General features: G+C 38.7%; 27 protein-coding genes, 1 tRNA gene and 1 pseudogene. 2 read left to right on the top strand and 27 right to left on the bottom strand.

Annotated elements, in window-relative coordinates:
- The 3 genes and pseudogenes from PVA17_RS15030 to PVA17_RS15020 form a co-directional block, all read right to left on the bottom strand.
- Positions 1 to 267, bottom strand: a pseudogene (locus PVA17_RS15030) (S9 family peptidase); the annotation flags it as partial.
- 267 nt (positions 268 to 534) lie between these two features.
- On the bottom strand, positions 535 to 1,299 hold the full coding sequence (locus PVA17_RS15025) for a TPM domain-containing protein (RefSeq protein ID WP_132361992.1): 765 nt from the start codon (positions 1,297 to 1,299) through the stop codon (positions 535 to 537).
- The gene (locus PVA17_RS15020; protein ID WP_132361994.1) at positions 1,299 to 1,880 is read right to left on the bottom strand and encodes a LemA family protein; all 582 of its coding nucleotides are present in this window, start codon (positions 1,878 to 1,880) and stop codon (positions 1,299 to 1,301) included. The genes PVA17_RS15025 and PVA17_RS15020 overlap by 1 nt, the downstream gene beginning before the upstream one ends.
- Positions 1,881 to 2,069: 189 nt before the next feature.
- Between PVA17_RS15020 and PVA17_RS15015 the strand changes: the two genes are divergently transcribed.
- Positions 2,070 to 2,684: a spore coat protein gene (locus tag PVA17_RS15015; protein WP_142509288.1), complete on the top strand. Its 615-nt coding sequence runs from the start codon at positions 2,070 to 2,072 to the stop codon at positions 2,682 to 2,684.
- Positions 2,685 to 3,117: 433 nt separating this feature from the next.
- Here PVA17_RS15015 and PVA17_RS15010 read toward each other — a convergent pair.
- A tRNA-Arg gene (locus tag PVA17_RS15010) sits at positions 3,118 to 3,192 on the bottom strand.
- An 857-nt stretch (positions 3,193 to 4,049) separates the two neighbouring features.
- Here PVA17_RS15010 and clpP point away from each other — a divergent pair.
- Positions 4,050 to 4,631: an ATP-dependent Clp endopeptidase proteolytic subunit ClpP gene (gene clpP, locus PVA17_RS15005; RefSeq protein WP_132361998.1), complete on the top strand. Its 582-nt coding sequence runs from the start codon at positions 4,050 to 4,052 to the stop codon at positions 4,629 to 4,631.
- A gap of 52 nt (positions 4,632 to 4,683) precedes the next feature.
- On the opposite strand, the gene PVA17_RS15000 is transcribed toward clpP, so the two are convergent.
- From PVA17_RS15000 to PVA17_RS14890, 23 genes are all read right to left on the bottom strand, one after another.
- On the bottom strand, positions 4,684 to 4,863 hold the full coding sequence (locus PVA17_RS15000; protein ID WP_274068126.1) for a hypothetical protein: 180 nt from the start codon (positions 4,861 to 4,863) through the stop codon (positions 4,684 to 4,686).
- The gene (locus tag PVA17_RS14995; RefSeq protein ID WP_274068125.1) at positions 4,845 to 5,357 is read right to left on the bottom strand and encodes a hypothetical protein; all 513 of its coding nucleotides are present in this window, start codon (positions 5,355 to 5,357) and stop codon (positions 4,845 to 4,847) included. The genes PVA17_RS15000 and PVA17_RS14995 overlap by 19 nt, the downstream gene beginning before the upstream one ends.
- A gap of 291 nt (positions 5,358 to 5,648) precedes the next feature.
- Positions 5,649 to 5,906 carry an HPr family phosphocarrier protein gene (locus PVA17_RS14990; RefSeq protein ID WP_132362000.1) on the bottom strand — a complete coding sequence of 86 codons (258 nt, stop codon included), beginning with the start codon at positions 5,904 to 5,906 and terminating at the stop codon, positions 5,649 to 5,651.
- A gap of 115 nt (positions 5,907 to 6,021) precedes the next feature.
- Positions 6,022 to 6,969, bottom strand: coding sequence for a DNA-binding protein WhiA (gene whiA, locus PVA17_RS14985; protein WP_132362002.1), 948 nt, complete (start codon positions 6,967 to 6,969; stop codon positions 6,022 to 6,024).
- A 65-nt stretch (positions 6,970 to 7,034) separates the two neighbouring features.
- Entirely contained in the window at positions 7,035 to 8,018 is a 984-nt protein-coding gene (locus PVA17_RS14980; RefSeq protein WP_132362004.1) for a gluconeogenesis factor YvcK family protein, read from the bottom strand.
- Between the two features lie 4 nt (positions 8,019 to 8,022).
- Positions 8,023 to 8,916 carry an RNase adapter RapZ gene (gene rapZ, locus PVA17_RS14975; protein ID WP_132362006.1) on the bottom strand — a complete coding sequence of 298 codons (894 nt, stop codon included), beginning with the start codon at positions 8,914 to 8,916 and terminating at the stop codon, positions 8,023 to 8,025.
- Positions 8,917 to 8,925: 9 nt separating this feature from the next.
- The gene (locus PVA17_RS14970; RefSeq protein ID WP_132362008.1) at positions 8,926 to 9,393 is read right to left on the bottom strand and encodes an 8-oxo-dGTP diphosphatase; all 468 of its coding nucleotides are present in this window, start codon (positions 9,391 to 9,393) and stop codon (positions 8,926 to 8,928) included.
- 397 nt (positions 9,394 to 9,790) lie between these two features.
- Positions 9,791 to 10,735, bottom strand: coding sequence for a thioredoxin-disulfide reductase (trxB, locus tag PVA17_RS14965; protein ID WP_132362010.1), 945 nt, complete (start codon positions 10,733 to 10,735; stop codon positions 9,791 to 9,793).
- Between the two features lie 100 nt (positions 10,736 to 10,835).
- Positions 10,836 to 12,359 carry a tetratricopeptide repeat protein gene (locus tag PVA17_RS14960; protein ID WP_132362012.1) on the bottom strand — a complete coding sequence of 508 codons (1,524 nt, stop codon included), beginning with the start codon at positions 12,357 to 12,359 and terminating at the stop codon, positions 10,836 to 10,838.
- A 90-nt stretch (positions 12,360 to 12,449) separates the two neighbouring features.
- Complete coding sequence (hisIE, locus tag PVA17_RS14955) at positions 12,450 to 13,067, bottom strand: bifunctional phosphoribosyl-AMP cyclohydrolase/phosphoribosyl-ATP diphosphatase HisIE (protein ID WP_132362014.1); 618 nt, start codon at positions 13,065 to 13,067, stop codon at positions 12,450 to 12,452.
- On the bottom strand, positions 13,064 to 13,825 hold the full coding sequence (hisF, locus tag PVA17_RS14950) for an imidazole glycerol phosphate synthase subunit HisF (protein WP_274068124.1): 762 nt from the start codon (positions 13,823 to 13,825) through the stop codon (positions 13,064 to 13,066). Before hisF ends, hisIE begins: the two co-directional genes overlap by 4 nt.
- Positions 13,819 to 14,451 carry an imidazole glycerol phosphate synthase subunit HisH gene (gene hisH, locus PVA17_RS14945; RefSeq protein WP_274068123.1) on the bottom strand — a complete coding sequence of 211 codons (633 nt, stop codon included), beginning with the start codon at positions 14,449 to 14,451 and terminating at the stop codon, positions 13,819 to 13,821. The genes hisF and hisH overlap by 7 nt, the downstream gene beginning before the upstream one ends.
- Positions 14,448 to 15,047: an imidazoleglycerol-phosphate dehydratase HisB gene (gene hisB / locus PVA17_RS14940; RefSeq protein ID WP_100544051.1), complete on the bottom strand. Its 600-nt coding sequence runs from the start codon at positions 15,045 to 15,047 to the stop codon at positions 14,448 to 14,450. Before hisB ends, hisH begins: the two co-directional genes overlap by 4 nt.
- Positions 15,048 to 15,051: 4 nt before the next feature.
- Positions 15,052 to 16,326 carry a histidinol dehydrogenase gene (gene hisD, locus PVA17_RS14935; RefSeq protein ID WP_274068122.1) on the bottom strand — a complete coding sequence of 425 codons (1,275 nt, stop codon included), beginning with the start codon at positions 16,324 to 16,326 and terminating at the stop codon, positions 15,052 to 15,054.
- Positions 16,327 to 16,380: 54 nt separating this feature from the next.
- Positions 16,381 to 17,004, bottom strand: a complete 624-nt coding sequence (hisG, locus tag PVA17_RS14930; RefSeq protein WP_132362024.1) for an ATP phosphoribosyltransferase — start codon at positions 17,002 to 17,004, stop codon at positions 16,381 to 16,383.
- Positions 16,997 to 18,169 (bottom strand): ATP phosphoribosyltransferase regulatory subunit, encoded by a 1,173-nt coding sequence (locus tag PVA17_RS14925; protein WP_274068121.1) that lies wholly within the window; start codon positions 18,167 to 18,169, stop codon positions 16,997 to 16,999. Before PVA17_RS14925 ends, hisG begins: the two co-directional genes overlap by 8 nt.
- Positions 18,170 to 18,697: 528 nt before the next feature.
- Positions 18,698 to 19,240 carry an acyltransferase gene (locus tag PVA17_RS14920; RefSeq protein ID WP_274068120.1) on the bottom strand — a complete coding sequence of 181 codons (543 nt, stop codon included), beginning with the start codon at positions 19,238 to 19,240 and terminating at the stop codon, positions 18,698 to 18,700.
- Positions 19,241 to 19,244: 4 nt separating this feature from the next.
- On the bottom strand, positions 19,245 to 19,886 hold the full coding sequence (gene ppaX / locus PVA17_RS14915) for a pyrophosphatase PpaX (RefSeq protein WP_274068119.1): 642 nt from the start codon (positions 19,884 to 19,886) through the stop codon (positions 19,245 to 19,247).
- A 12-nt stretch (positions 19,887 to 19,898) separates the two neighbouring features.
- Positions 19,899 to 20,720, bottom strand: a complete 822-nt coding sequence (gene lgt / locus PVA17_RS14910) for a prolipoprotein diacylglyceryl transferase (protein ID WP_132362032.1) — start codon at positions 20,718 to 20,720, stop codon at positions 19,899 to 19,901.
- 252 nt (positions 20,721 to 20,972) lie between these two features.
- Positions 20,973 to 21,908, bottom strand: a complete 936-nt coding sequence (hprK, locus tag PVA17_RS14905; RefSeq protein ID WP_132362034.1) for an HPr(Ser) kinase/phosphatase — start codon at positions 21,906 to 21,908, stop codon at positions 20,973 to 20,975.
- Positions 21,909 to 22,101: 193 nt separating this feature from the next.
- A complete protein-coding gene (gene cccB / locus PVA17_RS14900; protein ID WP_132362036.1) occupies positions 22,102 to 22,422 on the bottom strand; it encodes a cytochrome c551 in 321 nt (106 codons plus the stop codon).
- A gap of 52 nt (positions 22,423 to 22,474) precedes the next feature.
- A complete protein-coding gene (locus PVA17_RS14895; protein ID WP_274068118.1) occupies positions 22,475 to 23,323 on the bottom strand; it encodes a YitT family protein in 849 nt (282 codons plus the stop codon).
- A gap of 444 nt (positions 23,324 to 23,767) precedes the next feature.
- Positions 23,768 to 24,997 carry an EAL and HDOD domain-containing protein gene (locus PVA17_RS14890; protein ID WP_132362040.1) on the bottom strand — a complete coding sequence of 410 codons (1,230 nt, stop codon included), beginning with the start codon at positions 24,995 to 24,997 and terminating at the stop codon, positions 23,768 to 23,770.
- Between the last annotated feature and the right edge of the window lie 202 nt (positions 24,998 to 25,199).

The raw sequence follows: 25,199 nt of genomic DNA, 5'->3' as shown, positions 1-25,199 counted from the left end.
ACGTTTAATATGGACACTTAAATCTTTTAATTCCTCGCCTTTTACCCACGTATCAATGATTTGCTGACGCATTGTCTCTGATCCATGTTGGAATGTTAGGGCTGTTACAGTTAAATTTAAAAATTCCTTAGCAGATAAACGTTCCTCTTTTACTTCTACTTGACTGCTAGTTTCATTGGCAGCGTGCACTTCCTGCATAGATACAGGAATGACAGCAGATGATGTTAAAATAACCGCTAATGATGCTGATAAAAATCTCTTCTTCAAAATGATTCCTCCATATATCAGTTTATGTTATATCGTTTGTCGATATAATTGAATTATAGCAATTTTATCTCTATTGTCAATAATTGATAATAATTAAGTATATTTCCCTTTTAAACCAATAAAAAAAGCGAACTGCATTGAGTTCACTTTTTCACTATAAACAGTTGTGCCACCGGAAGCTTCCGCCTATAAAGGAAGTCTGTCGCTACCAAAACACTTGTAACTGCCAGCTAGCTCACTTACGTTACATAAAGCAGGCATCTGAAGTTAAAATTTCCGACTTGCTCCTCCACCAGCAGATGAGCCGCCTCCGAATCCGCCAAATCCACCGCCCCTAGAACCGCCACCTCCGAATCCACCTGGAAAACCACCCGGAAAACCGCCACGTCTACCAGAACGAGGCCCTCCTCCTCTACCATTAGAAATAAATGTATAAATAACAAGTACGATGATAGCGATTAAAATAATCATCCACGTTGGCATTTCTTCATTGTCAGCTGTATTTTCAGGCATCTTTCCATCCCAATTGTATTCGTGTGCGACAGTTTGAAATACTTCTGCGTACGTTGCTTTGAATGCCTTATTAATGTCCCCAGCTCTTGCATTTGGATAAAACGCTGTATCTAAAATGCGCCCCAACTTGCCATCAGGTAATGCTCCTTCTAGACCTTGGCCTACAGCAATGACGACATCATTATTGCCATCGCCCTGTCCAAAAGTTGCTAAAATTAAAACACCGTTATTTTTTTGCGCATCGCCAATACCCCATGAACGAATCATTTTTGTTGCATACATTTTTGGTTCTTCTCCGTTAATCGTATCTACTGTTACGACCATAATTTCAGCACCTGTGCCTTTGTCTAGCTGCTCTGAATAGTGGTTTAGTTCTTCCTTAACGGATGTTGATAAAACATTAGCAAAATCATGCATATACGTATTTTTCTTCGGTGTCGGCATTGCGGCATCCGCCATTGTTATAGACAGAATAAACATGATGCTAACAATAGCAAGTTGGAATATTAACCGTTTCATTATTGTTTACCGGTACTGCCAAAATCTATAGATGGTGCCTTTTCAGCACCCGCAGCTGCTTTAAAGTATTCTTTCTGTTCAAAACCAAACATCCCTGCAATAAGATTGCCTGGAAAACGTTTAACCGTTTTATTAAAAGTCTGCACTTCATTGTTGTAATCTTCTCGAGCCACCGCTAAACGATTTTCTGTCCCAGCTAATTCATCCATTAATTGACGGAAATTTGCATCTGCCTTTAAATTCGGATAATTTTCCACGACTACTAGTAATCGACTAAGTGCTCCGTTTAATGCATCATTGGCAACCGCCTGTTCCTTTGGACTTTGAGCACTTCCCATTTGTGCACGTGCCTCTGTAATGCTAGCGATCACTTCTTTCTCATGGTTAGCATAACCTTTTACAGATTCTACTAAGTTCGGAATCAAATCGTAGCGACGTTGTAGCTGATTTTCAACTTGCGCCCATTTCGAATCTACGCTTTCCTCTGCCGTTACTAGACTATTGTATTTTGGAATAAATAGTAAGGCTAATACAACTAAAATAATAACGATTATTCCTACAGGTCCAACTATTTTTTTCAATGTAAAAACCTCCTTCGCTTTCTTTTAGCTATCATCCATGATAGGCCTTTCTTTTTTCTTACCATTAATGTGCAGCAAAAAAAACATCCCTATTCTACATATATGCAAATACATTAATACCGTATGAAATTTCTCTAACGTGCCATACTTAATACTGTAACAAACTATGATATTTAGGAGGCGCTTTTTTTGACACAATCGTTTCAAAACGAATCATCAAACCAAACATCGTTTAATCAACAACAAAGCCTAAATCATGGTGGACATGAGCAAATGGACTTACATGAAACAATCGGTGCAATCATTGCTTGTATGAATCAATCCATTGTTTTACGTCCACATGTTAAGGACACAGAGTTACTTAGTATTTTGGATCGCCAATATAATTTCACATTAGGTATGTATAACACAATTGTGGAATCTTATAACACAGGTCATGATCCATCTGTTCCTACAGGTCGCTATCAAATGGAGACAGGAAATAATTTTAAATATGGATTAACTCCTGGCCAACCTAAAAAGCCAATGCAAAATGCAAATGAGCTCAGCGATGAATGTATTTCTGGCTTCTTACTTGGCGCTCAAAAAGGTGTGGCAAAAGGTATGACTGCAGCAGCAACAGAAACTACAAACCCTGTTGTTCGTCGCGTTATTGCCGATAGTATTCCCAACTGCATTGAAATGGCATACGAATTATCTATATACCAAAATATGCATGGCTACTATCAAGTACCTCAATTTTCTCAACAAGATATGCAAACAATGCTTAATGCATACAGCACTACAACAAATCCCCTTCATTAATTTAAAAAAACAAGAGCAGCCCCACCTGTGGTCACTATCACCCAGGGGCTGCTCTTGTTTAATGTTTTAATGCTTTTCGTTCATGGATTCGCCAAGTCAAGCCGATCACCTATCGAATAACTAAAAATAGCACCTGGAGTGAATGTTTTGCCATTCATCCTGGTGCTATTTTTAGACTATTTGTAAAAAAAAAGAATCCCCTCAGATAGGATTCTTTTTTTCGACTAGTATAACTAGTCTTCACGTACAGTATGTTCACTAAAAATAATTTGGAGTTGTTGCTTTTTTGAAGGTTTGAAAGGAACATATACGGGAATAATGCCTATTAGGCAATATTTCCATTATATTCCCTTCTCTTTTCCCCACTAAGCAGGCTGCTAAACTACTTATTAGGAGAATTGAGTTATAAAAGTAAATCAAATAATCAGTAAAATGGCGCCCTCGGAGGGAATCGAACCCCCAGTGCAAGAACCGGAATCTTACGTGTTATCCATTACACCACGAGGGCAATTAAACAAAAAAAAAAGTACTCACCCTAGGCTTTAGAAAAGCATGATGTAGATAACCCTCATGTGAAGCATACCTGCAAAATAGTGTACTGTACTTTAACTTATGTGACCTTATCAATTATACAAACCTATTGCCCATATTTCAACTATAGAATGCAAAACATTTTAACTTTTTTTATCTTCATCCAATAAGTATCAAAAACCTACGAAAAAAAGATAACCTACAGACGGATATCACAGATTGTGAATTATGCTGATACCCTTTAAATTTTGGAGACAGTATCTATTTACGTGAGAGCAAAGCGTTTGCGGTACTTCCTTATTTGCGTGGAACGAGGCGGTAATGGGAAATGTTTTTTGTAGCACAGCGAGGCGGTAAGATTTAATGGTTTCTAGGCGAGGGCGATGTGATTGCATCCAAGTTTTTTGTGGCGAAAAGCAAAGCGATTGCATCCAATGTTTTTTGAGCGAAAGCGAAGCGGTAGCATCCTATGGTTTCTGAGCGGGGACGAGGCATTTGCATCCTATGTTTTTGTTGCCAAAGTGAAGCGGCGCATCCAATGGTTTCTGTTGCGAAAGCGAAGCGGTAGCATCCTATGGTTTCTGAGCGAGGGTGAGGCTATTGCATCCAATGTTTTTGTGGCCAAAGCGAGGCGGCGGCGGCAAATGGTTTCTGTGGCGAAAGCGAGGCAGCACTATAAATACGCTAAGGCAAAATTGATTTAATTTATTTTACTTTAACAGGGTTAATATTTGACCTTCCCTGACTATAATGTGTATGATAAGGATACAGCTGAATTACCAAGGAAGTTTTCAGCAAAAGTATTCGAATTTAGTTTTTTAAGGAGGATTTAACATGAATTTAATTCCTACAGTTATTGAACAAACAAGTCGTGGTGAACGTGCTTATGACATCTATTCACGACTACTAAAAGATCGTATCATCCTATTAGGAAGTGCAATTGATGACAACGTTGCTAACTCAATTGTTGCTCAACTTCTATTCCTACAAGCAGAAGATCCAGACAAAGATATTTTCCTTTACATTAACTCACCAGGTGGATCTATCACTGCTGGTATGGCAATTTATGACACAATGCAAATTATCAAGCCACAAGTACAAACAATTTGTATCGGAATGGCAGCATCTATGGGTGCTTTCCTACTTGCTGCTGGTGAACCTGGTAAACGATTCGCATTACCAAATGCTGAAGTAATGATTCACCAACCTCTTGGCGGTGCACAAGGTCAGGCAACTGAAATCGAAATCGCTGCAAAACGTATTTTATTCTTACGTGAAAAATTAAATGGAATTTTATCGGAACGCACTGGTCAACCACTTGAAGTCATTGCAAGAGATACAGACCGCGATAACTTCATGACAGCTGAGCGTGCAAAAGAATACGGCCTAATCGACCAAATTATGGAACGTAAATAAAAAAGTTAATGGCATCCCAGATTATTTCTGGGATGTCTTTTTTTGTTCGACATTAACTGTATTGGTTTGATGGACTTCTTTCCGTCGCAGCGTCTTCTTTCCGTCGCTTCGACCTTTCTTTCCGTCGCTCCGACCCTTCTTTCCGTCGCTCCGACCCTTCTTTCCGTCGCTTCGACCTTTCTTTCCGTCGCTCTGACTCTTCTTTCCGTTGCTTCAGCCTTCTTTCCGCCACAGCGTCTTCTTCCGTCGATCTGACTCTTCTTTCCGTCGCTCTGACTCTTCTTTCCTTCGCTTCAACCTTTCTTTCCGTCGCTCTGATTCTTCATTCCGTCGCAGCGTCTTCTTTCCTTCGCTCTGACTCTTCTTTCCGTCGCTTCGGCCTTTCTTTCCGTCGCTCTGAATCCTCTTTCCGTCGCTTCGGCCTTTCTTTCCGTCGCTCTGACTCCTCTTTCCGTCGCAGCGTCTTCTTTCCTTCGCTTCGCCCTTTCTTTCCGTCGCTCTGACTCTTCTTTCCGTCGCTTCAGCCTTTCTTTCCGTCGCAGCGTCTTCTTTCCGTCGCTCTGACTCTTCTTTCCGTCGCTTCGAACTTTCTTTCCGTCGCTCTGACTCCTCTTTCCGTCGCAGCGTCTTCTTCCGTCGATCTGACTCTTCTTTCCGTCGCTTCGGCTCTTCTTTCCGTCGCTTCGGCTCTTCTTTCCGTCGCTTCGGCTCTTCTTTCCGTCGCAACGTCTTCTTTCCATCGCTCTGACATTTTACTGTCGTAGCCTTTTCCTTCCATCACTTTGGCTCTTTCCGTTGCATCTTTTTCTTTCCGTCGTATCCTTCTCTTTCCAGCGCTTTGATTACCCTTTCCATCACTTTAACTCTTTCCGCCGCCTGACCTTTCCTTCCATCGCTTCGCCATAATATCCATCGCTTTGGCTTAACTTTCAGGACCTATTTATCAGTGCAAAAACACAAAAAAAACTGTCCAACATGTAAGTTTTACTGTTTGGACAGTTTTTGCGTCATAGTTTTTTAATCTTCTTTTTCGATTAGTGCTGCTAATGCTGTAACCGCTTGCTCAGCATCGTTGCCATCGCCACTAAGTACTACCTCTGTTCCTTTTGCAATGGCTAAGCTCATAACACCCATAATGGATTTAGCATTTACTTTTTTCTCGTCCTTTTCCAGAAAGATATCTGCGTTAAAACGATTTGCTTCTTGTACAAATAGTGCTGCTTGTCTAGCTTGTAGTCCTAATTTTAATTTTACATGGACTCTTCTCTCGGTCATTCTTAAAACTCCCCTTTACTACCGTTCATCTATTATTTTTATCTTACCTTACTTACTAGCAAAAGAACAATACGCGATTACGCTTTTCACATTCATACCTGAAAAGTATGAAAATTTAACCACCAATTTTTTCTCCGCTTCTTAATGCATCGGCTATTTCATCTATTTTCCGTAATCGATGATTGACACCGGATTTACTAACCGTTCCACTTGATACCATTTCACCAAGTTCTTTTAGTGTGACATCTTGGTATTCTACGCGTAATCGTGCAATTTCGCGTAGTTTTTCTGGCAATTGATCTAAACCTATTGCATTTTCAATAAATCGGATATTTTCTACTTGACGTAATGCTGCGCCTATTGTTTTATTCAAGTTTGCTGTTTCACAGTTGACTATGCGATTGACACTATTTCTCATGTCTCGCAATATGCGGACGTCTTCGAATTTCATCATTGCTTGATGCGCTCCAACAATGTTAAGGAAATCTGAAATTTTTTCCGCCTCTTTTAAATAAGTTACGAAGCCTTTTTTTCGTTCAATTGTTTTTGCATTTAGCTCAAATTCATTCATTAAATCCATTAAGGCCTCGCCGTGCTCTTTATATAATGAATAAATTTCTAGATGGTAGGCAGATGTTTCTGGATTGTTGACAGAGCCACCAGCTAAAAAAGCACCCCGTAAGTATGCTCTTTTTTGACCACTCTTTTTAATGAGCTTCCGAGAAATAGTATGATTAAATTGAAAGTCGTCTGAGATGATTTCTAAATCAATCAGTAGCTCACGCGCACCTTCTCTTACACGGCAAATGTATACGTTATTTTTTTTCAAACGCATTTTTTTTCTAACAAGTAACTCTACATTATACGGATACAACTTCTTCATAATCGTATAAAGTCTTCTTGCGATTGCAGCGTTTTCAGTTTGTACGTCTAAGCTTAACTGTTTATTAGCAAAGGATAATGAACCATTCATACGAATTAGGGCAGATACTTCTGCTTTCATACAATGATTGTCCGCTTCTATTTGCGTTAACTCTTTTTTCGTTTCTGAAGCAAAAGACATATCACGCCCTCCTTTCAACTTTTTGTTCTATGTATATGTTCATCTTATCATATACAATAAGCGCTTTATGATTCACTAACTTCTTGTTCATAGATATTTGCGTAATCTACAAGCCATTTCGCAACGTTTGTAGCATTATGACGTACCGTCCCATCTGGTCGAATCGTGGCAATATCCCGTTTAATAACCTCTAATCCCATACTTTCAAGCTTTGCAACGTCGAATGTTACTGGCTCAGCACATTCTTCCTTATAAAGCTCTTTTACAGGATGAGGGAGTTTTACATCATTCACCAATATAGAATCAATGAAGGAGTCACTAACATGTTTATAGATAGCTTTAACATGATCACCTGCTGTATATGAAATGGTTTCACCTTTTTGGGTCATTAAATTACAAACATAAATTTTTCTTCCTTTAGCCTTTACAACAGCTTCTCCTATTCCTTTTACAAGAAGGTTTGGAATAATGCTTGTATATAAACTTCCTGGACCAATTAAAATATAGTCAGCACGATGAATTGCTCGAATAGCCTCTGGTAACGGTTTCACATTTTCAGGCACTAAAAAAACACGACTAATTCGTTTTTTTGCCTTTGGAATTTTAGATTCCCCTTCAATGATTGAACCGTCCTCAAGCTCAGCATGTAAATTTATCTTTTTGTTGGCAGCTGGTATGACGCGACCATGGACCTTTAAAACCTTTCCCATCTCACTAATAGCATGGTTAAAATCCCCGGTAATATCTGTTAAAGCAGTCAGCATTAAATTACCTAATGAATGCCCACGTAAATCTTCTGATGCAGAAAATCGGTATTGAAACATTTGCTCTACAAGCGGCTCAACATCCGATAACGCCGCGATCACATTACGGACATCACCAGGTGGTGGAATATCATAGTCATCTCGTAAACGTCCTGAAGAACCACCATCATCTGCTACTGTCACAATTGCAGTAATATCAAATGGGTGGTGCTTGAGTCCTCGTAGTAACGTAGAAAGCCCCGTACCACCACCAATTACAACAAGCTTTGTTCGCTTCTTTCCCATTCACTCAATCCTTTCTACGATTGATGTCACGATGTGTAATAACAGTATTTTCCTTTCCAGCTAAATATGCCCCAAAATACTCTGCTAATGTTACTGAACGATGCTGTCCTCCAGTACATCCAAAGGCAATGACAAGTTGTGATTTGCCCTCTTGTCTATAGAGCGGAATCATAAATTCAAACAAATCCGTTAGTTTTTGAATAAGTGTTTGCGTATCCTCAAGTGCCAAAACATAAGAAGATACCTCCGTTTGTAAACCCGTTTTGGGGCGTAACTCTTCTACATAATATGGATTTTTCAAAAAACGGACATCAAAAACTAAGTCGGCATCTATCGGCATACCATGTTTAAATCCGAAAGACATAATATTTACCGAGAAAATATTATCAGCATCGCTGGCAAATTCTTTAGCGATTTTTTCACGTAGCTCTTTAGGCTTCATATTAGATGTATTATAGACAAATTTAGCGCGACCTTTTACTTCGGATAAAAGCTTACGTTCTTGTTTAATGCCATCTAATGGTAAACCATTTACAGCCAATGGATGTGCACGTCTTGTCTCTTTATAACGTCTAACTAAAGCTGCATCATCTGCATCTAAAAATAAAATACGTGCAACGATGTCACCTTCTTTAAGAATATGGTCGAGAGCGCCGATAAGAGAATCAAAAAAGTCGCCACCACGCATATCCATGACAGCTGCTATACGTGTAATATTTTTACCCGAATCCCTTAGTAAGGTTAAAAATGTTGTAAGTAACGCTGGTGGTAAATTATCAATACAGTAATACCCTAAATCCTCAAAGCTTTGAATAGCTACTGTTTTCCCAGCTCCAGACATTCCTGTAATAATAACCAATTCACTTGTACCTTTTGGTCCTTCAACCACCACTGTCATGCAGCTCCTTTATTGTTCGATTGATATTTGTATTTTCTCATGAAGTAATTCAAATTCAGTTGTGTATTCAAATGTACCGTACTGAATGCCTGATTGTGAGATAGCAAATTGTAAGTTTGTTCGATCACCTTCAGCCATTGGCAAATGTTTCAAATCCTCTACTGGGTGCCATGCAAGTTCGCCTTCTCTAGTTTCTTTAAACGGTACTCCTTCTACATCCTTTGCAACAAATGTATAAAGCATCCATTCGTCCACTACCTCATTATTTTCTTTAATAACCATTGTATAAACACCCTTTAAATGAGCATTTATTGGTGTGACATTTGTTTCTTCTTTAAACTCCCGTACTGCAGCCTCATAAATCGATTCACCGCTCTCCATTTTACCGCCAGGAGCTACGTACCAGCCACGTCTCGGCTTCTGAAGTAATAACACTTGACCGTCTTTTACGGCTATTAAATTTGCAATTCTTTGCATAGGCACACCTCTAATCTCTTTTGCATTCTACCTTTTATTATAGCAAGACCAAACAAGGTTTGTCCTCAATTCTAAACTTTACGTCATTTGCAATTTTAACTTTATCGATACTGTTTTTAACCTTTACTCAAACATATGAAACTCAGTCATAAAAATTTCCGTTCACAACAAAAATAGGCTGCTCCACCTAATTGATGGAAACAACCTACTTAACAAAATAAAAGGGGGATTGCTAATTACAATTTATATATTACACCTTTTATATGTCATTCAAGTTACAACTATATTAAGACCGTATTAAAATTGTATTTTTTACCTCAAAATATTGATCTTGGGCATTCTACTAAAATATGCACACCCATTTTGAAAGGAGATTGCCCTTTTCAATGATCCACTATTAAGCATTAATTTTTTCTAATAATTCTTCCACATAGTGCTGTACTGCTTGTGCTGCAATACTTCCGTCCCCTGTTGCTGTAACGATTTGACGAAGTGATTTTTCACGTACATCTCCAGCTGCGAAGATACCTGGTACTGTCGTTTCCATATTATCATTTGTCACAATATAACCAGCATCATTTAAAATGCCTAGAGACTCAAATGGTTTTGTTAATGGAAGCATACCAATGTATACGAATACGCCATCAGTAGCAAAATTAGATTCTGTACCATCTACAGTTGATTGTAATGTTACACTTCCAACTTTACCGTTAGCCTCATTAATTTCCTTCACTGTTGCATTCCAAATGAAATCAATTTTTTCATTAGCAAAGGCACGATCTTGGAGAATTTTTTGTGCACGTAATTTATCACGTCGGTGTACAATTGTTACTTTATCAGCGAAGCGAGTTAAATAAACGCCTTCTTCAACAGCAGAATCCCCGCCACCTACGACAACAAGATTTTTTTGCTTGAAGAATGCACCATCACATACTGCACAATAGCTGACACCACGGCCTCCAAGTTCTTTTTCGCCAGGCACGCCCATTTTTTTATATTCGGCACCTGTAGAAAGAATAATTGCACGTGTTTTATATTCTTTAGTACCTGATTTTATTGTTTTATATTCCTCACCATCAATAATTTCAGTTACGTCGCCATATGCATACTCTGCACCGAATTTTTTAGCATGATCGAACATTTTTGTAGATAGCTCAGGCCCTAGAATTGTATCAAACCCAGGATAGTTTTCTACTTCTTCTGTATTTGCCATTTGTCCGCCAGGGATCCCACGTTCAATCATTAAAGTTGAAAGGTTGGCACGTGATGTGTAAACAGCAGCAGTCATCCCAGCAGGACCTGCACCAATTATTACTACATCATAAATTTTTTCTTCTGACATAAATACTTCCCCCTAAACAGATTTTTTACTTTTTTATAATAATGTTAGTATGTTCATCGTATGTGAAAGTAAAAAGTTATTCAACTATGTTGCTCACGGTCTAATTATGAGTGTCTGGTAAGAACATTAAAATCTCTTCAATATACTTCGATAAAGTTGACACTGACACTCCGTATTGCTGAGCGATTTCTTTTTTTGTCACCTTGAGCATTCGGGAAGAACGGAATAAATAATCATTTGCTCCTGCAATAGCTGCTGGATTTGTAAAACGATAATTGTTCATCAATGCTTGCTCGCAAAGCACAAACCACATTTGGAACATTGGTGCAATTAATGTCGTTAGCTTATCATACTGTTCTAGTAAAATTTCTGGCACACTTACTGCTCGTATAAAGCTAGCCTCTACTTTGTTTTTCATATCAAATTGATGTCCTAGTGCATAAGCGAGGAATAGCTTTTCATACGCATTAAATTGGTCAACATCTATCCATTTTGGATGCGCAATAATTTCCTGTTTATGTGCTGTACAGCTTAATAAAAACAAACCAAATATGCGTTCACTTGTATACTCGCTCTCTAGCTTTTCTACAATATAATCACGGTCATGTTCTAATGCATCAAGTGAATAATTGTTTTCTTCTTGACGCCAAGGTTCAAAGCCTTCTTTATCGGGATCTAGCTCAAGTAGCTGCTCCCATGTACTTTTTGAAATTTCTTCATGTCCTGAGAAATAAGCGGCATGTGATAACCAAAAGTAAAAGCCAGCATCGCCTACATAGCCTCTTTTCTGCATGCTACGTAACCATTTAAATGCTAAATCATATTGTCCAACGAGCGCTAATGTTGCACCCAGCTTGTAGCGATGTTCCCATAAGTATGGTTGAATTTTCACAAGTATTTCTAAAAGATCCTTTAAATCTTCTTCATTTTTTTCATAGTATGCGATAACCGTTAAATTACATAGTGCATGTAAATTCCCTTTATTTTCACGTAATACAGTGTTTAGCAGCGCTTTCGCTTGTTCTGCTTCACCCACATAAAAATAGGCAAGGGCTAAGTTATTATAAGCCGACCAAAAATCTGGTCTATCTTCAATTAAGTTTTCTAGCATTTTAATAGCTTCAGGGAAATCTCCCTTTTCCATACAGCGTCTCGCCTGTTCTTGCCGATATAAATCTTCAGCTGAACCTTCAAGCTCCTCAAAATCATCCTGCTCAAAATCAACAAACTCTAATATTTCAGCAGCTTCATCTGCATAGGCACCTTCTGGCTCTATTTGTAAATATTGCTCTGCAAAACGTTTAGCATCATGTATGATCCCAATACATCCTGAAACCTCTGCCATGTAAAAAATAATTTCTGGATTGTCTTTATCTATTTGATAAGCACGACGAAGTAGATCATACGCTTCCTCGAAACGTTGACCCTCTAACTCTATTATCGCTAATTGTAATAAAATCATCGGATCATCAGGGCTTAAATCAACTGCTCGCTGTAAATATTTATAGGCTTTATTCATTTGTCCGCTATTCATTGCTTGAATTGATTTTTTATAATAATAGTCGCCTGTTGGAATGAACGACACTATATTCGTTTGAGTCTCTTTTTGACGTTTCTTTTCCAAAATATTTCCTCCGAAACAAGAAATAAGGAACGTATTATACGTTCCTTTACACAGTAACTTCTATTATAACATACAATAAGCAATATGCCGTTATTTCTCCTCGTGACGTTTTTCTAACACATGTAACACGTCATAAATACTTACTTTTTGCTCTTGCAGTAATACTAGTAAGTGATACATTAAATCGGCAGCCTCCCATTTCACTTCTTCTGCATCGCGATTTTTTGCACCTATGACAACTTCAGTTGCTTCTTCTCCAACCTTTTTACAAATTTTATCGATTCCTTTATCGAACAAATATGTAGTATACGCCCCTTCTGGCATTTCTTGCTCGCGCTTTTCAATGACCTTTACGAGTTTAGAAAGAATCTCAACAGATCCGACCTTGGCATTGTGCTGAATAATCTCCGTAAAGCAAGAAGTTGTTCCAGTATGACAAGCCGGTCCAGCAGGAATTACTTCCACAATTAATGCGTCACCATCACAGTCCGCCTTGATAGATACCACTTTTTGCGTATGACCACTCGTTGCCCCTTTGTGCCAGAGCTCTTGACGTGAACGTGAGAAAAACCATGTTTCTCCTGATTCAAGCGTTTTTTCTAGAGATTCTTTATTCATATACGCTACAGTTAGTACTTCTTTTGTATTTGCATCTTGTACAACCGCAGTGACAAGACCTTTTTCATCAAATTTAATGCTGTCAATCATCTTACTGTCACTCCTTTTTCACGTAAGTATTCTTTTACTTGTGCTACGCTCGTTTCTTTATAATGGAAGATGGATGCTGCAAGTGCTGCATCTGCATCGATACCTTCAGCTAATACCTCATAAAAATGTTCGGCATTCCCTGCACCGCCGCTTGCAATAACAGGAACTGTCACAGCCTCTCTCACAGCTTTTGTTAACGCTAAATCAAAACCGGATTTCTCACCGTCCTGATTCATACTCGTTAATAAAATTTCACCTGCACCTAAGCGAACCGCTTCCTTCGCCCATTCAGTTGCTCGCCATGTTGTTTTGTTTCGGCCCCCATGCGTATAAACCATCCACGTGGCATCTTCTTCGCTATAGCAGGCATCAATAGCTACAACAATACATTGTGCGCCAAAAAAGTCAGAACCTTCTTTAATAAGCTCTGGACGCTCTAAAGCAGAAGTATTCACTGATACTTTATCGGCACCTGCACGTAAAATACGTTTCATATCATCTAACGTTCGAATTCCACCACCTACTGTGAATGGGATGGCTAATGTAGCTGCAGTTTGCCGTACGACATCCACCATTGTTTCACGTCCTTCATGTGATGCTGAAATATCTAGAAACACAAGCTCATCTGCCCCTTGCTCATCATAAAACTTAGCAAGCTCAACTGGGTCACCCGCATCACGTAAAGACACAAACTGTACACCTTTGACAACACGTCCCTCTTTCACATCAAGACATGGAATAATGCGCTTTGTTAACATGATGCCACCCCCTTCAACCATTGCTCTAATAAATGAACACCTAGTTCGCCTGACTTTTCAGGATGGAACTGCATGCCCGTAATAGAGCCATTTGCCACAATGCCAGGAACTTTAATACCATGATAATCCGCATAAGCGACAAGCTCCGTTTCCTCGATATCAGTTGCATAAAATGAGTGCACAAAATAAACATGTTTTGCCGTTACTTCACCATTTAACCAAGAAGGATGCTTTGTCACGACGAGCTCATTCCATCCCATATGCGGCACTCGATACGTTTGCCCAGCGCTGTCACCAGTAAATCGTTTAATGCTGCCTTTAAAAAAACCCAGCCCCTTCGTTGGGGACACTTCTTCACTTTGCTCAAATAATAATTGCATGCCTAAGCAAATTCCGAGAAGTGGTCGATTTTCTGCTTTCACCTTGTGTAAATATTGATCTAAATTCGTTTCAGCTAAACGTTTGATGGCATCAGGAAACGCTCCAACACCAGGAAGCAACAGTGCATCTGTTGCGTCTAGCACTGTGTCGTTAGCCGTAACAACAACCTCACAGCCAAGTCGTTTTAATGCTTGTTCAACGCTAAATAAATTCCCCATTCCATAATCAATAACACCTATTTTCACGTTAACAGCCCCTTAGTCGATGGTACACCTTTAACACGTGGATCGATTTCCACTGCTGCGTCAATGGCACGTGCTAACGCCTTAAAAATAGCTTCAATAATATGATGTGTATTATGGCCATAAGGTACAATCACATGAACATTCATCCGAGCCTCGAGTGCAAACTTCCACAAAAATTCATGTACTAATTCAGTATCGAAACTACCGACCTTTTCCTTCAACTGTGGCACACGATATTCTAAGTGAGGACGATTGGAGCAATCTACAACGACCTGTGCAAGTGCATCATCCATTGGCACAAATGCTGTGCCGTAACGCTTTATTCCTTTTTTATCACCGAGCGCTTCACGAATAGCTTGGCCTAAGACAATTCCTAGATCTTCTGTTGTATGATGATCATCTATATACGTATCACCATTCGCTTCTATCGTCCCATCAAAAAGCCCATGTTTAATAAATAGGTCAAGCATGTGATCCATAAAGCCAACACCTGTTTTAATATTTGCTTTCCCTTCACCATCTAAATCGATTGCTACAGAAATTTGCGTTTCATTTGTTGTACGTTCAACTTTTGCATATCGTTTCTTTTCAGTCATTGTATTACCCCTTTTCCCAGCCACGTGATTCCACTGCACGCGCATGACCCTCTAAGCCTTCCATACGTGCTAGGCGTGCAATTTTCGGTGCGTTTTCTGCCCAAGTTTTTTCACTATAAAAAACGACGCTCGATTTTTTCACAAAATCATCGACATTTAAGCCACTTGCAAAGCGTGCAGTGCTATTCGTTGGCAGCACATGATTTGTCCCTGCAAAGTAATCACCAACTGGTTCAGAGCTATAACGGCCAATGAAAATCCCCCCTGCATGTCGTACTTGCTCAGCTACAGCCTCCGCATTTTTTGTGACAATTTCTAAATGCTCAGGCGCTAGCGAATTAATGGCATCTACGGCATCTACCATCGTTTCAGCCACATAAATGACACCAAAGTTTTCTATCGATGCACGTGCTACCTCTTCACGTGGTAAAATCGTTAATTGCTTCTCCACTTCATTAGCTACTTTTATAGCCAATTGCTCAGAAGTCGTTACTAAAATGGCACAAGCTAATTTATCGTGTTCAGCCTGCGATAAAAGATCGGCCGCGATTTCATCAGCAAATGCTGTATCGTCTGCTAACACGGCAATTTCACTTGGTCCTGCAATCATGTCAATGGCTACCTCACCAAACACTTCACGTTTTGCTAATGCTACAAAAATATTTCCTGGACCCGTAATTTTATCAACTGGAGAAATAGTCTCTGTACCATACGCAAGAGCTGCAATCGCCTGAGCTCCACCGATTTTGTATATTTCTTCTACTCCTAAAATATGCGCTGCAGCAAGCACACCTGGAGGTAATTTTCCATCGCGACCTGCTGGAGATGTCATAACAATGCGCTGGACACCAGCAACTTGTGCAGGAATAACGTTCATCAAGACCGAAGAAGGGTATGCTGCTGTACCACCAGGAACATAAAGACCAACTGCATCGAGAGCCGTAATGCGTTGTCCAAGCCATGAACCATCTGTCAGTTCCAAGCGATAACCTGCACGTTTTTGCTGCTCATGATAAAGGCGAATGTTTTGAGCAGCTTCTGTTAAATCAGCATAAAGCTGTTGATCAATTGTATTAGCGCCCTCTTCTATCTCTTTCTTCGTTACGCGTAAATAGTCAGGGGCAAAGCCATCCCATTTTTCTGTATAAAAACGTATGGCTGTGTCACCCTGTGCGCGAACATCTTTCAATACTTGACGTACAATCTTTAACTGTTCTTCATTTCCACCTTCCAGTGGTCGTTTTAAGGAAATACCTTTTTCTAGCTTTACTATTTTCATAGGATTAATCTCCTTTAAATCTAGGAATGTGCCTCTTCCAGACAGTTGACATTTTTATTTAACGCATTTTTTCAAACGTTTCACAAGATCGATAATACGATCGCTCTTCATGCGATAGCTTACTGGGTTGGCAATTAAGCGTGATGATACGTCTGTAATAAATTCATACTTCACTAAGCCATTTTCTTTCAATGTCCGGCCCGTTGAAACAATATCAACAATTCGATCTGCCAAGCCAATCATGGGCGCCAATTCAATCGATCCATTTAGCTCAATAATTTCAACCTGCTCTCCAATACCCTTATAATATTTCATTGCAATATTAGGATATTTCGTCGCTATTCTTGGTGCAATTTCATTCATCGTCGTATCAGGTAAGCCTGCTGATGCGATATAACAAGTACTTATTTTTAAATCCAGCAATTCATGCACTTCTCGTTGCTGTTCTAACAAAACATCCTTCCCGGCAATACCAATATCCGCTACACCGTGCTCAACATAAACAGGAACATCCATTGGCTTTGCTAGTATAAAACGTATTTTTTCTTCTGGAATTTCAAGCATTAATTTACGAGACATTTCGACTTCTTCTGGTAAATTAAAGCCAGCTTCTAAAAGCATTTCATATGCCTCGTCAAATATGCGTCCCTTCGGCATAGCAATCGTTAATTCATTCACCGTCAACGCCCTCCTGTCCCACCACAACTACTTCTGTAAAGTGTGCTAAAAAAGCTTCTTCATCGACAAGGCTACTCCTTAACTGTAAGGTAACCTGTTTACCGGGTACACGTAGCGTCTGTACTTTCGTAAGAGCCGCTTCAAATTGTTCTTCCTCAAATAGTACGACTGTAGCTTCTTGTCGTTCATGAGATTGGGCATCAATTGTTTCTAATAGGCGGTCAACACGAATACTAAATCCTGTAGCACCTACTTTTGAGCCAAATACCTCCAGCAATCCGTCATAGCGTCCCCCATTGCCTAATGGAAAACCACTGCCGGTTGCAAACACTTCAAATAACATGCCTGTGTAATAACTCATGTGGCTAGAAAGTGTAAAATCAAAGGCTACATAATCCGCTAAGTTTGCCATTTCAAGTAGCTTAGCGAGCTGTTGCATATATTCTAATGCGTCATTTTTTCGCACATATTTTTCAATATCTTGAATTTCTTTTAAATGCATTGCTTCTTCAATAAATTGCAATAATGCATCAGATTTTGTTTTAGGTAAATTAAATGATTCTACCGCGTCTTCAAACCCTACGTAATTGCGTTGTACAAGTAGCGTCCGAAGTATATTTTGTTGATCAATGCTTTCTGTATAATCTTGTAAAATGCAATTTAATATACCCGCATGTCCGATCGTCACTTTAAATTTCGTTAATCCCAATTGCTGTAATAACTCCATTGCTGTCACAATAACCTCAGCATCCGCATATACGGAATTGTCTCCAATTAACTCAATTCCCATCTGATCAAATTCTGCTGGGCGTCCACCTTCCGCTTCCTGTGCGCGAAAGACACTAGCAAAATAAGCAAGGCGTAAGGGAATCATCTCTTTTAATAATTTTGATGTTGCTACTCGTGCAATCGGTGTTGTCATATCAGGTCGTAGTACTAACGTGTTGCCCTGGCCATCTACTAATTTAAATAATTGCGCATTGGCTATCGCGGATGCTTTGCCAACTGTATCAAAATACTCGACTGCAGGCGTTTTAATAAATTCATAGCCTCTTCTGCATAAAAACTCTCGCCCTGTATTTCTTACAGCCTCTACCTTTTCAAAAATTTGCGGAAATGTATCGCGCATTCCAAGTGGTTTTTCAAACATTTTAATCGACGACAATTTTAACACTTCCTCACGTTCCACTTTAACTCACTAGAGTATTAGAGAATTAGATTATGAAAGAATTCTAACTTATTTCTTCTCGCTAGTCAATGCAACTCACCTAAATTATCAAATAATTTCAATACTGATTATTCTGTTAATTATACTCGAAAATAAATAAATTAAAACGTATTCAGCAAAGCAAGTTTGTATAAACATTGAAATAAATAACCAAGTACATTTTTGATTCCCTTTGTATAGCGAATCATGCGAGTAAAGGCTTCGTGTGTCGGATGTCGATAAAATTTAGAAGTTGAGTGATAAAACATGAAAGTTAGTCGATAAAATTCAAAAGTTGGGGGATAAATTATAAAAGTGTTCCGATAAACTAAAAGGACCCCTCAGGAAGCTTTGCCTTCTGCGAAAGCGAAGCGGCAGCGATAAAGCGCCCAGTCGGAACGGAAAATCAACCCCTCTTTTTGCCGGAGAGTCCTACTTTTCAACAAAAAAACTGTGCACAGTAAAGCATGCACAGTGTAGTTGTTATTATTTTTTCGGCGCGCACCATTCCACTACTTCATTGCGTTTGCGCTCCGCCATTTGTTCAGCTGTATAAATTATTTGCATAGGATTACCGCCTGCTAGACAGCCAGCTGGCACATCCTTATGCACAAGGGTTGCAGCTGACACAATCGCACCGTCACCTATCGTAACACCTGGTAGTATCGTTGAATTGGCGCCAACCATTACTTCATTGCCAATATGAACATCTCCAAGGCGATATTCCTCTATTAAATATTCATGCGCCAAAATAGTCGTACTGAAGCCTATAACGGTATTATCACCGATATGAATACGTTCTGGAAACATTGTATCTGGCATCACCATTAAAGCTATGGAAGTTTGGTCACCAATCTCCATTTTTAAAAAAGATCGATAGAGCCAGTTTTTCACACGTAAAAATGGTGTGAAGCGTCCAATTTGAATGACAACGAAACACTTCATCACCTTCCAAAAGGACACCGTATCATAAATATTCCAAAGCGAGTTTGCTCCTTCGACACGGTAGCGTTCTGTTTTACGTGCCATTTACTTACCCCGCTTTCACAATTTCAAATAAATCCATCATATGATGCAGCATATATTCCGGCTTGAATTGCTGTAAGTATTCCTCACCTTTAAAAGCCCATGCGACACCAGCTGCTCTAACTCCAGCGTTGTGCCCAGCCATAATATCATGAGAATTATCGCCAATCATAATGGCCTCTTCCTTGTTTACACCAAGACGTTCAAGCGCAAGCAAAACTGGTTCTGGGTCAGGCTTTACATTTTTTACATCATCCGTGCCAATACGAATGTCAAATAAATGACTTGCACCTAGTACGGACAGACCCCGATCTATCATCTTATTACGTTTTGTAGATACAATCGCTAACTTGATGCCCATTGCCTTTAATTGCTCTAAAGTAGATACGACTTCAGGATATTGAGTGACAAGCTCATCGTGATGTAATTCATTATATTCACGATATTTAGCAATCATTGCTTCCTCTTCACCAGGAGCAATGTCAGAAAATGTCTGTTTTAAGGATGGTCCGAGAAATTTCAGACAATCTTTTGGCGAATATTGCCCGGGAAATCGCTCGTTTAAAACATGCATAAATGTTTGAATGATTAAATCATTTGTATTAAGTAATGTACCATCAAAATCAAATAGTAATGCCTTTAAAGTCATGCTTTGCACCCCTTATTTATTATCTAAATACTTTACGGCAGGTTTTTCTTTTATACGACGGTAAATAATCGCGCCAAGCCCTACTACAATACCTAGGATTGAAACAACCTGAGCAGAGCGTAAATCTCCTACTAAATATAGACTATCAGTACGCATGCCTTCAATATAAAAGCGACCGATCGAATACCAAATTAAATAGCTGAAGAATAGTTCACCACGATTTAAATTTACTTTGCGTAAAACTAATAAAATTATTAGCCCAATAAAGTTCCAGATGGATTCATATAAAAAAGTAGGATGTACATATGTCCCTAATTCTTCAACATACATTTGATTAATAATCCAATCCGGTAGCATGAGATGTTCTAAAAATTCACGTGATACTGGACCACCATAAGCTTCCTGGTTCATAAAATTTCCCCATCGGCCAATTATTTGCCCAATTAAAATACTCGGTGCTGCAATATCCGCTACTCGTAAAAAGCTAATATTTCTTCTACGAGTGAATATGTAAGCTGTCAAAAATGCACCAATAAGAGCACCGTGAATAGCGATACCACCATTCCAAATTTCAATAATCTTCCCAGGGTTTTCGCTATAATAATCCCAACGCATCGTAACATAGTAAATACGTGCACAAATTATAGATATAGGAACAGCCCATAGTAATAAGTCCGCAAGAAAATCCTCGGGTAAGCCTCTCTTCACAGCCTCTCTTTGTCCTACAACATAAGCTAAAATAATACCCGATACGATTAGTAACCCATACCATCGAACAGGGATAGGTCCTAAATGGAAAGCAATCGGATTAATTTCTAATAATAACAAGTCCATCTTATACTCCTCTCAATTCATTACATTTGCAAAAAAATTCTAATGCCTCAGCATAATTCCGTCCGGAATCGACTTTGTGCTTGTACAAAGAACTTTTCGATTTCCGTGACATCGATTGCTTAGGCCAACACGATATTGGACACTTAGGCGTTTTCATAGGATGTGAAGTTTTTAGCCTCAGTTCCTCTATTTTAGCGGTACCTGTCGCTACGCTTTCGGTACAAAAATACTCGCTGAAAAAGGTAAAAACGATTAGTCGTCCAATTCATCTGCTGATGAAATGACTTCATCTAATCGTCTAGAAAACTCCTCGGCTGCATTAACACCCATCTTTTTCAAACGATAGTTCATTGCTGCTACTTCAATAATAACAGACACGTTACGTCCAGGTCTTACAGGAATCGTTAACTTTGTTAATTCCGTATCAATGATTTTCATTTTTTCTTCCTCTAAACCTAGACGATCATATACTTTTTCTGGATCCCATATTTCTAATTCGATAACTAATGTGATACGCTTGTACGGTCGTACCGCACTTGCTCCAAAAAGTGTCATAATATCGATAATACCAATGCCTCGAATTTCGAGTAAGTGTTCTAAAAGAGGAGGTGGACTCCCAATTAAAAAATTCTCTGATTCTTGACGAATCTCAACACAATCATCAGCCACTAAACGGTGCCCCTTCTTGACAAGCTCTAGTGCTGTTTCACTTTTCCCTACACCACTTTTTCCGATAATTAGCACACCGATGCCGTATACATCAACTAAAACTCCGTGAGCAGCAGTCATTGGTGCTAAGCGACCTTCTAAATAGTTAGTTAGCCTACTCGAAAATTTCGTTGTTGTCATATGCGTTTTAAATACAGGTACATGTTTTTCATTAGACGCCTGTATAAGTTCCTTAGGTACCTCTAAATCACGAGAAATAATAATAGCTGGTGTATCCTGCGAACATAGAAGACGCATGCGCTCCAGTTTCACATCTGAAGGCAGCATTTCAAAAAAGGATAGTTCTGTTTTTCCTAGCAATTGCACTCGGTTTGCAGGATAATGCGTAAAATAGCCCGCCATCTCGAGCCCAGGTCTTGAAATATCACTAGTAACAATCGTTCTTCCTATTCCTTCCTCACCAGCTAATAGTTCTAACTTAAATTTCTCCATAACGTCTCTTGTTAATACTACGACCAATGTTTAGTAGCCTCCATTCAAAGGAATCGAATATGTTTAAGTTAACTAGCAATCAGCCTAATGATTGCAGTTTCACCTTATTTTAGCATGTCTATGTATAAAAGAAATGTATTTACACTCTGTCTGCCCTGACTAAGAAATCTACAAAATATAAAAAACTAGCGGTTCTCCAGCCCGCTAGTTTCATTTCGTTTTATTTTTGAGTAGCTAACCATTTGGCAACTGCTTCTGCATCGGCACCTTTAACAACACCTGGAGGCATTGTACCTTTACCATTTTCAATAACATCTAAAATTTCTTTTTCTGTTAAACGAGAGCCTACATCGCTAATTTTTGGTGCATTATTTTGGCCTTGTAGCTCGCTACCATGGCAAGCGATACAAGATTTCATAGCAATTGTTTCGCCATTTGGAGTAGCAGTTTTTGAACCTTCAGTTGAAGTTGTTTTACCTCCGCCACAAGCAGCTAAGAAGATTGCTGAACCAATCGCTAAAGTTAACATTGCCTTTTTCATTAGGGCCCCTCCTAAAAGTAAATAAGTATCTTTCCCCGACATTATACCAAAATTATGCACGTTTGAAACCTTCTCCTAACACCTCATAAGCATCAGAAACGATAACAAACGCTGATGGGTCAACGTTTTTAATGAGTTGTTTCAGCTTTGTGAATTCTGTTTGGTAAACAACAACCATGAGCACTGGTCGTGCTTCACTTGTATAACCACCTATAGCAGGCAACTTTGTCACTCCCCGATCAATCTCGGCATAAATGGCATCACGTACTTCATCTTGTTTCATCGTAATAATGTAAACCATTTTAGACTGACTTAAGCCGAGCTGAATAATATCAATCGTTTTTGTAGTAACATAAAGTCCAATTAGGGCATACAAACCTTTCTCTAAGTCAAAAACAATTGCTGCACTAATCGCGATAATCCCATCAATTAAAAGTACGCTTGTACCAAGCGATATGCCGCTATACTTTGTAATTATTTGTGCTAGTAAATCAGTGCCACCAGTAGAAGTATTCCCCTTAAAGACAAGTCCTATTCCTAAACCGACCACAATTCCCCCAAAAAGTGCACCGAGTAAAGGATTATCTGTCCAAGGCCCCCAACTATTCGTTAGTAATACAATAAACGGTAATGTTATTGTTCCAATAAACGATTTGATTCCAAATTTTTTCCCAAGTACGACTACACCTGCTATAAATAATGGAATATTGAATGCATATTGGATAAAGCCTGGATTCCAACCAAATAAACCGTGTAAAATTGTACTAATCCCACTTACTCCGCCAGAAGCTACTTGATTTGGCAGTAAAAATACATTAAAGCCAATAGCAATAATTGCTGCTCCTACGATGACGTACATATACTCCACAATGCTTTCCCTTACACCACGAATTCGACTCATTTCCCCACCCACTTCAACTATCAGAATCTTTTAAATACGAGATGATTATAGCAAATAGTATTCGCATTGAGAACTTCGCCTTGATGAAGGAAACATGAGTTCATCACCATAACGTGTGGTTGATTTCTGTTCCAACAGGGCAATTCGTTGCTGACACTCCGCTTACGCGCAGAGCAAAGCTTCCTGGGGTGTCTAATGTGCCTTCACTCGCGGGTATAATCTGACCCCTAGGAGTCGCCCAGTCTCCACTCCAATCAATTATATACCTAGCATAAGTTTTAACAAATGTCATCCCCTACTACAAAAGATGCGACCAATAGAAACATAAAAAATAAGCTATTTTAAAAAGAATTTTAAAATAGCTTATTTTTGACTTTTCACTAAAATATATACGTAACTATAAATCCCACTACAGGACATTGAAGATAAAAACAAATCCTTGTTTTATAAAGATTTTTCTGCCCACTCCATTGCTTCATTGTATAAAAGATCAATATTTGTGAAATTCATATTGAGCTGTGGAGCTAAATTTTCTAAAGTGGTCCAATCTAATTTACCTAACGCAATACTGAATTCCAAATAAGGTGTCATTTCAGTTTGATTACCTAAAATCGTTTCTGTTATTTCTTCTGAAAAAGGTAGCTGCTGTAAAATAACATCCAGCGGTCTCTGCAACAAAGTGTCTATCAACGAAAACATCCCGACTAAAAAATATTCAGAGAAGTTTTTCTTATAGGAAAGCTTGGCTAATTTCTCACAAACCTTTGCTCTAAATAAAGAAGTACGCATGACTTCTTTAAAAAGATCATTTTCAGCATTTCTATCAATTTCTCGCATTGCCAATAAATAAATCCACTTTTGTAAATTTGAAACGCCAAGTAATATAATTGCTTGTTTTATCGAACGTACCTTGGATTTAGACCGTAGCTCTGAGTTATTTACCATTTGCAATAATTTATACGTTAAAGAAATATCACGCTCGATATTATCAGCTAATAATTGTATATTCGGTTCCTCTTCTTTTAATAGCGTAATAATATATAAATATTGAATAGTATTAGCAGGTATATCGGTAGCTGTAATGATTTGAGGTTGTTCAAAAAAATAGCCTTGAAATAATTCATAGCCAGAATGCTTTGCCACTTCAAATTGATTACGTGTTTCAACCTTCTCAGCCAGTAGTTTTATGTGAGGGAAATTTTCTTTCACTTTATTTTCAATTTCCATGCGCTCCAATAACGGTGATACTAAAAAATCAACTTTTATAAAATCGATATAAGGAAATAACTCATCATAAATTTGTACTTTATCATCCAAAATAAAATCATCTAATGCAATTTGAAATCCATATGATTTTAGCTCAATAACTCTCTCGACTAACTGAGTTGTAATAGGGACATTCTCTAAAATCTCAATAACAACTTGTGATGGATTTAAAAATTCATTTAAGGAACTCTTAAGTAAGTTTTCTGTAAAATTAACAAAACTAGGTTTACCTTTTGTTACCTCTTCAATGCCAATTGAAAGAAATGAGTTTACTAGTACATCGATTGTTGCAGCATCTGGATCGACTATCGGAAAAGCATTTACGTTTTTGCTACGATATAATAATTCATACGCAACGACTTGTTCATGAAGGTTAAAAATAGGCTGTCTGCCGATAAATACTTCCATTTCGTCGCCCCCCATTTCTCCATATTCTAGTAATTAATATTATAGCACCTTTCATTACTCTCTGCTTATCATTCAAGTAACTGTCTAAAAGTCGCCTAACATTAATTAACATTCTATACAAGAAAATATTTTATCACTTTTATGCCGCTATCCCAAGGACACTTTATTCCAATGCTCTTTAAGCCCAACTTTCGGTGATTAG

It is taken from the genome of Lysinibacillus sp. CNPSo 3705 (assembly GCF_028674935.1).
Classification (GTDB): domain Bacteria; phylum Bacillota; class Bacilli; order Bacillales_A; family Planococcaceae; genus Lysinibacillus.
The sequence above is the reverse complement of the archived record's forward strand: the minus strand, read 5'-3'. Positions and strand labels throughout refer to the sequence as shown.

Excerpts from the sequence above, each read along its gene's own strand:
- PVA17_RS15025 (WP_132361992.1), bottom strand. The coding sequence starts at position 1,299 with ATGAAACGGTTAATATTCCAACTTGCTATTGTTAGCATCATGTTTATT.
- clpP (WP_132361998.1), top strand. The coding sequence starts at position 4,050 with ATGAATTTAATTCCTACAGTTATTGAACAAACAAGTCGTGGTGAACGT.
- PVA17_RS14990 (WP_132362000.1), bottom strand. The coding sequence starts at position 5,906 with ATGACCGAGAGAAGAGTCCATGTAAAATTAAAATTAGGACTACAAGCT.
- whiA (WP_132362002.1), bottom strand. The coding sequence starts at position 6,969 with ATGTCTTTTGCTTCAGAAACGAAAAAAGAGTTAACGCAAATAGAAGCG.
- PVA17_RS14980 (WP_132362004.1), bottom strand. The coding sequence starts at position 8,018 with ATGGGAAAGAAGCGAACAAAGCTTGTTGTAATTGGTGGTGGTACGGGG.
- rapZ (WP_132362006.1), bottom strand. The coding sequence starts at position 8,916 with ATGACAGTGGTGGTTGAAGGACCAAAAGGTACAAGTGAATTGGTTATT.
- PVA17_RS14970 (WP_132362008.1), bottom strand. The coding sequence starts at position 9,393 with ATGCAAAGAATTGCAAATTTAATAGCCGTAAAAGACGGTCAAGTGTTA.
- trxB (WP_132362010.1), bottom strand. The coding sequence starts at position 10,735 with ATGTCAGAAGAAAAAATTTATGATGTAGTAATAATTGGTGCAGGTCCT.
- hisIE (WP_132362014.1), bottom strand. The coding sequence starts at position 13,067 with ATGATTGACAGCATTAAATTTGATGAAAAAGGTCTTGTCACTGCGGTT.
- hisF (WP_274068124.1), bottom strand. The coding sequence starts at position 13,825 with ATGTTAACAAAGCGCATTATTCCATGTCTTGATGTGAAAGAGGGACGT.
- hisB (WP_100544051.1), bottom strand. The coding sequence starts at position 15,047 with ATGACTGAAAAGAAACGATATGCAAAAGTTGAACGTACAACAAATGAA.
- hisD (WP_274068122.1), bottom strand. The coding sequence starts at position 16,326 with ATGAAAATAGTAAAGCTAGAAAAAGGTATTTCCTTAAAACGACCACTG.
- PVA17_RS14920 (WP_274068120.1), bottom strand. The coding sequence starts at position 19,240 with ATGGCACGTAAAACAGAACGCTACCGTGTCGAAGGAGCAAACTCGCTT.
- ppaX (WP_274068119.1), bottom strand. The coding sequence starts at position 19,886 with ATGACTTTAAAGGCATTACTATTTGATTTTGATGGTACATTACTTAAT.
- lgt (WP_132362032.1), bottom strand. The coding sequence starts at position 20,720 with ATGGACTTGTTATTATTAGAAATTAATCCGATTGCTTTCCATTTAGGA.
- cccB (WP_132362036.1), bottom strand. The coding sequence starts at position 22,422 with ATGAAAAAGGCAATGTTAACTTTAGCGATTGGTTCAGCAATCTTCTTA.
- PVA17_RS14895 (WP_274068118.1), bottom strand. The coding sequence starts at position 23,323 with ATGAGTCGAATTCGTGGTGTAAGGGAAAGCATTGTGGAGTATATGTAC.
- PVA17_RS14890 (WP_132362040.1), bottom strand. The coding sequence starts at position 24,997 with ATGGAAGTATTTATCGGCAGACAGCCTATTTTTAACCTTCATGAACAA.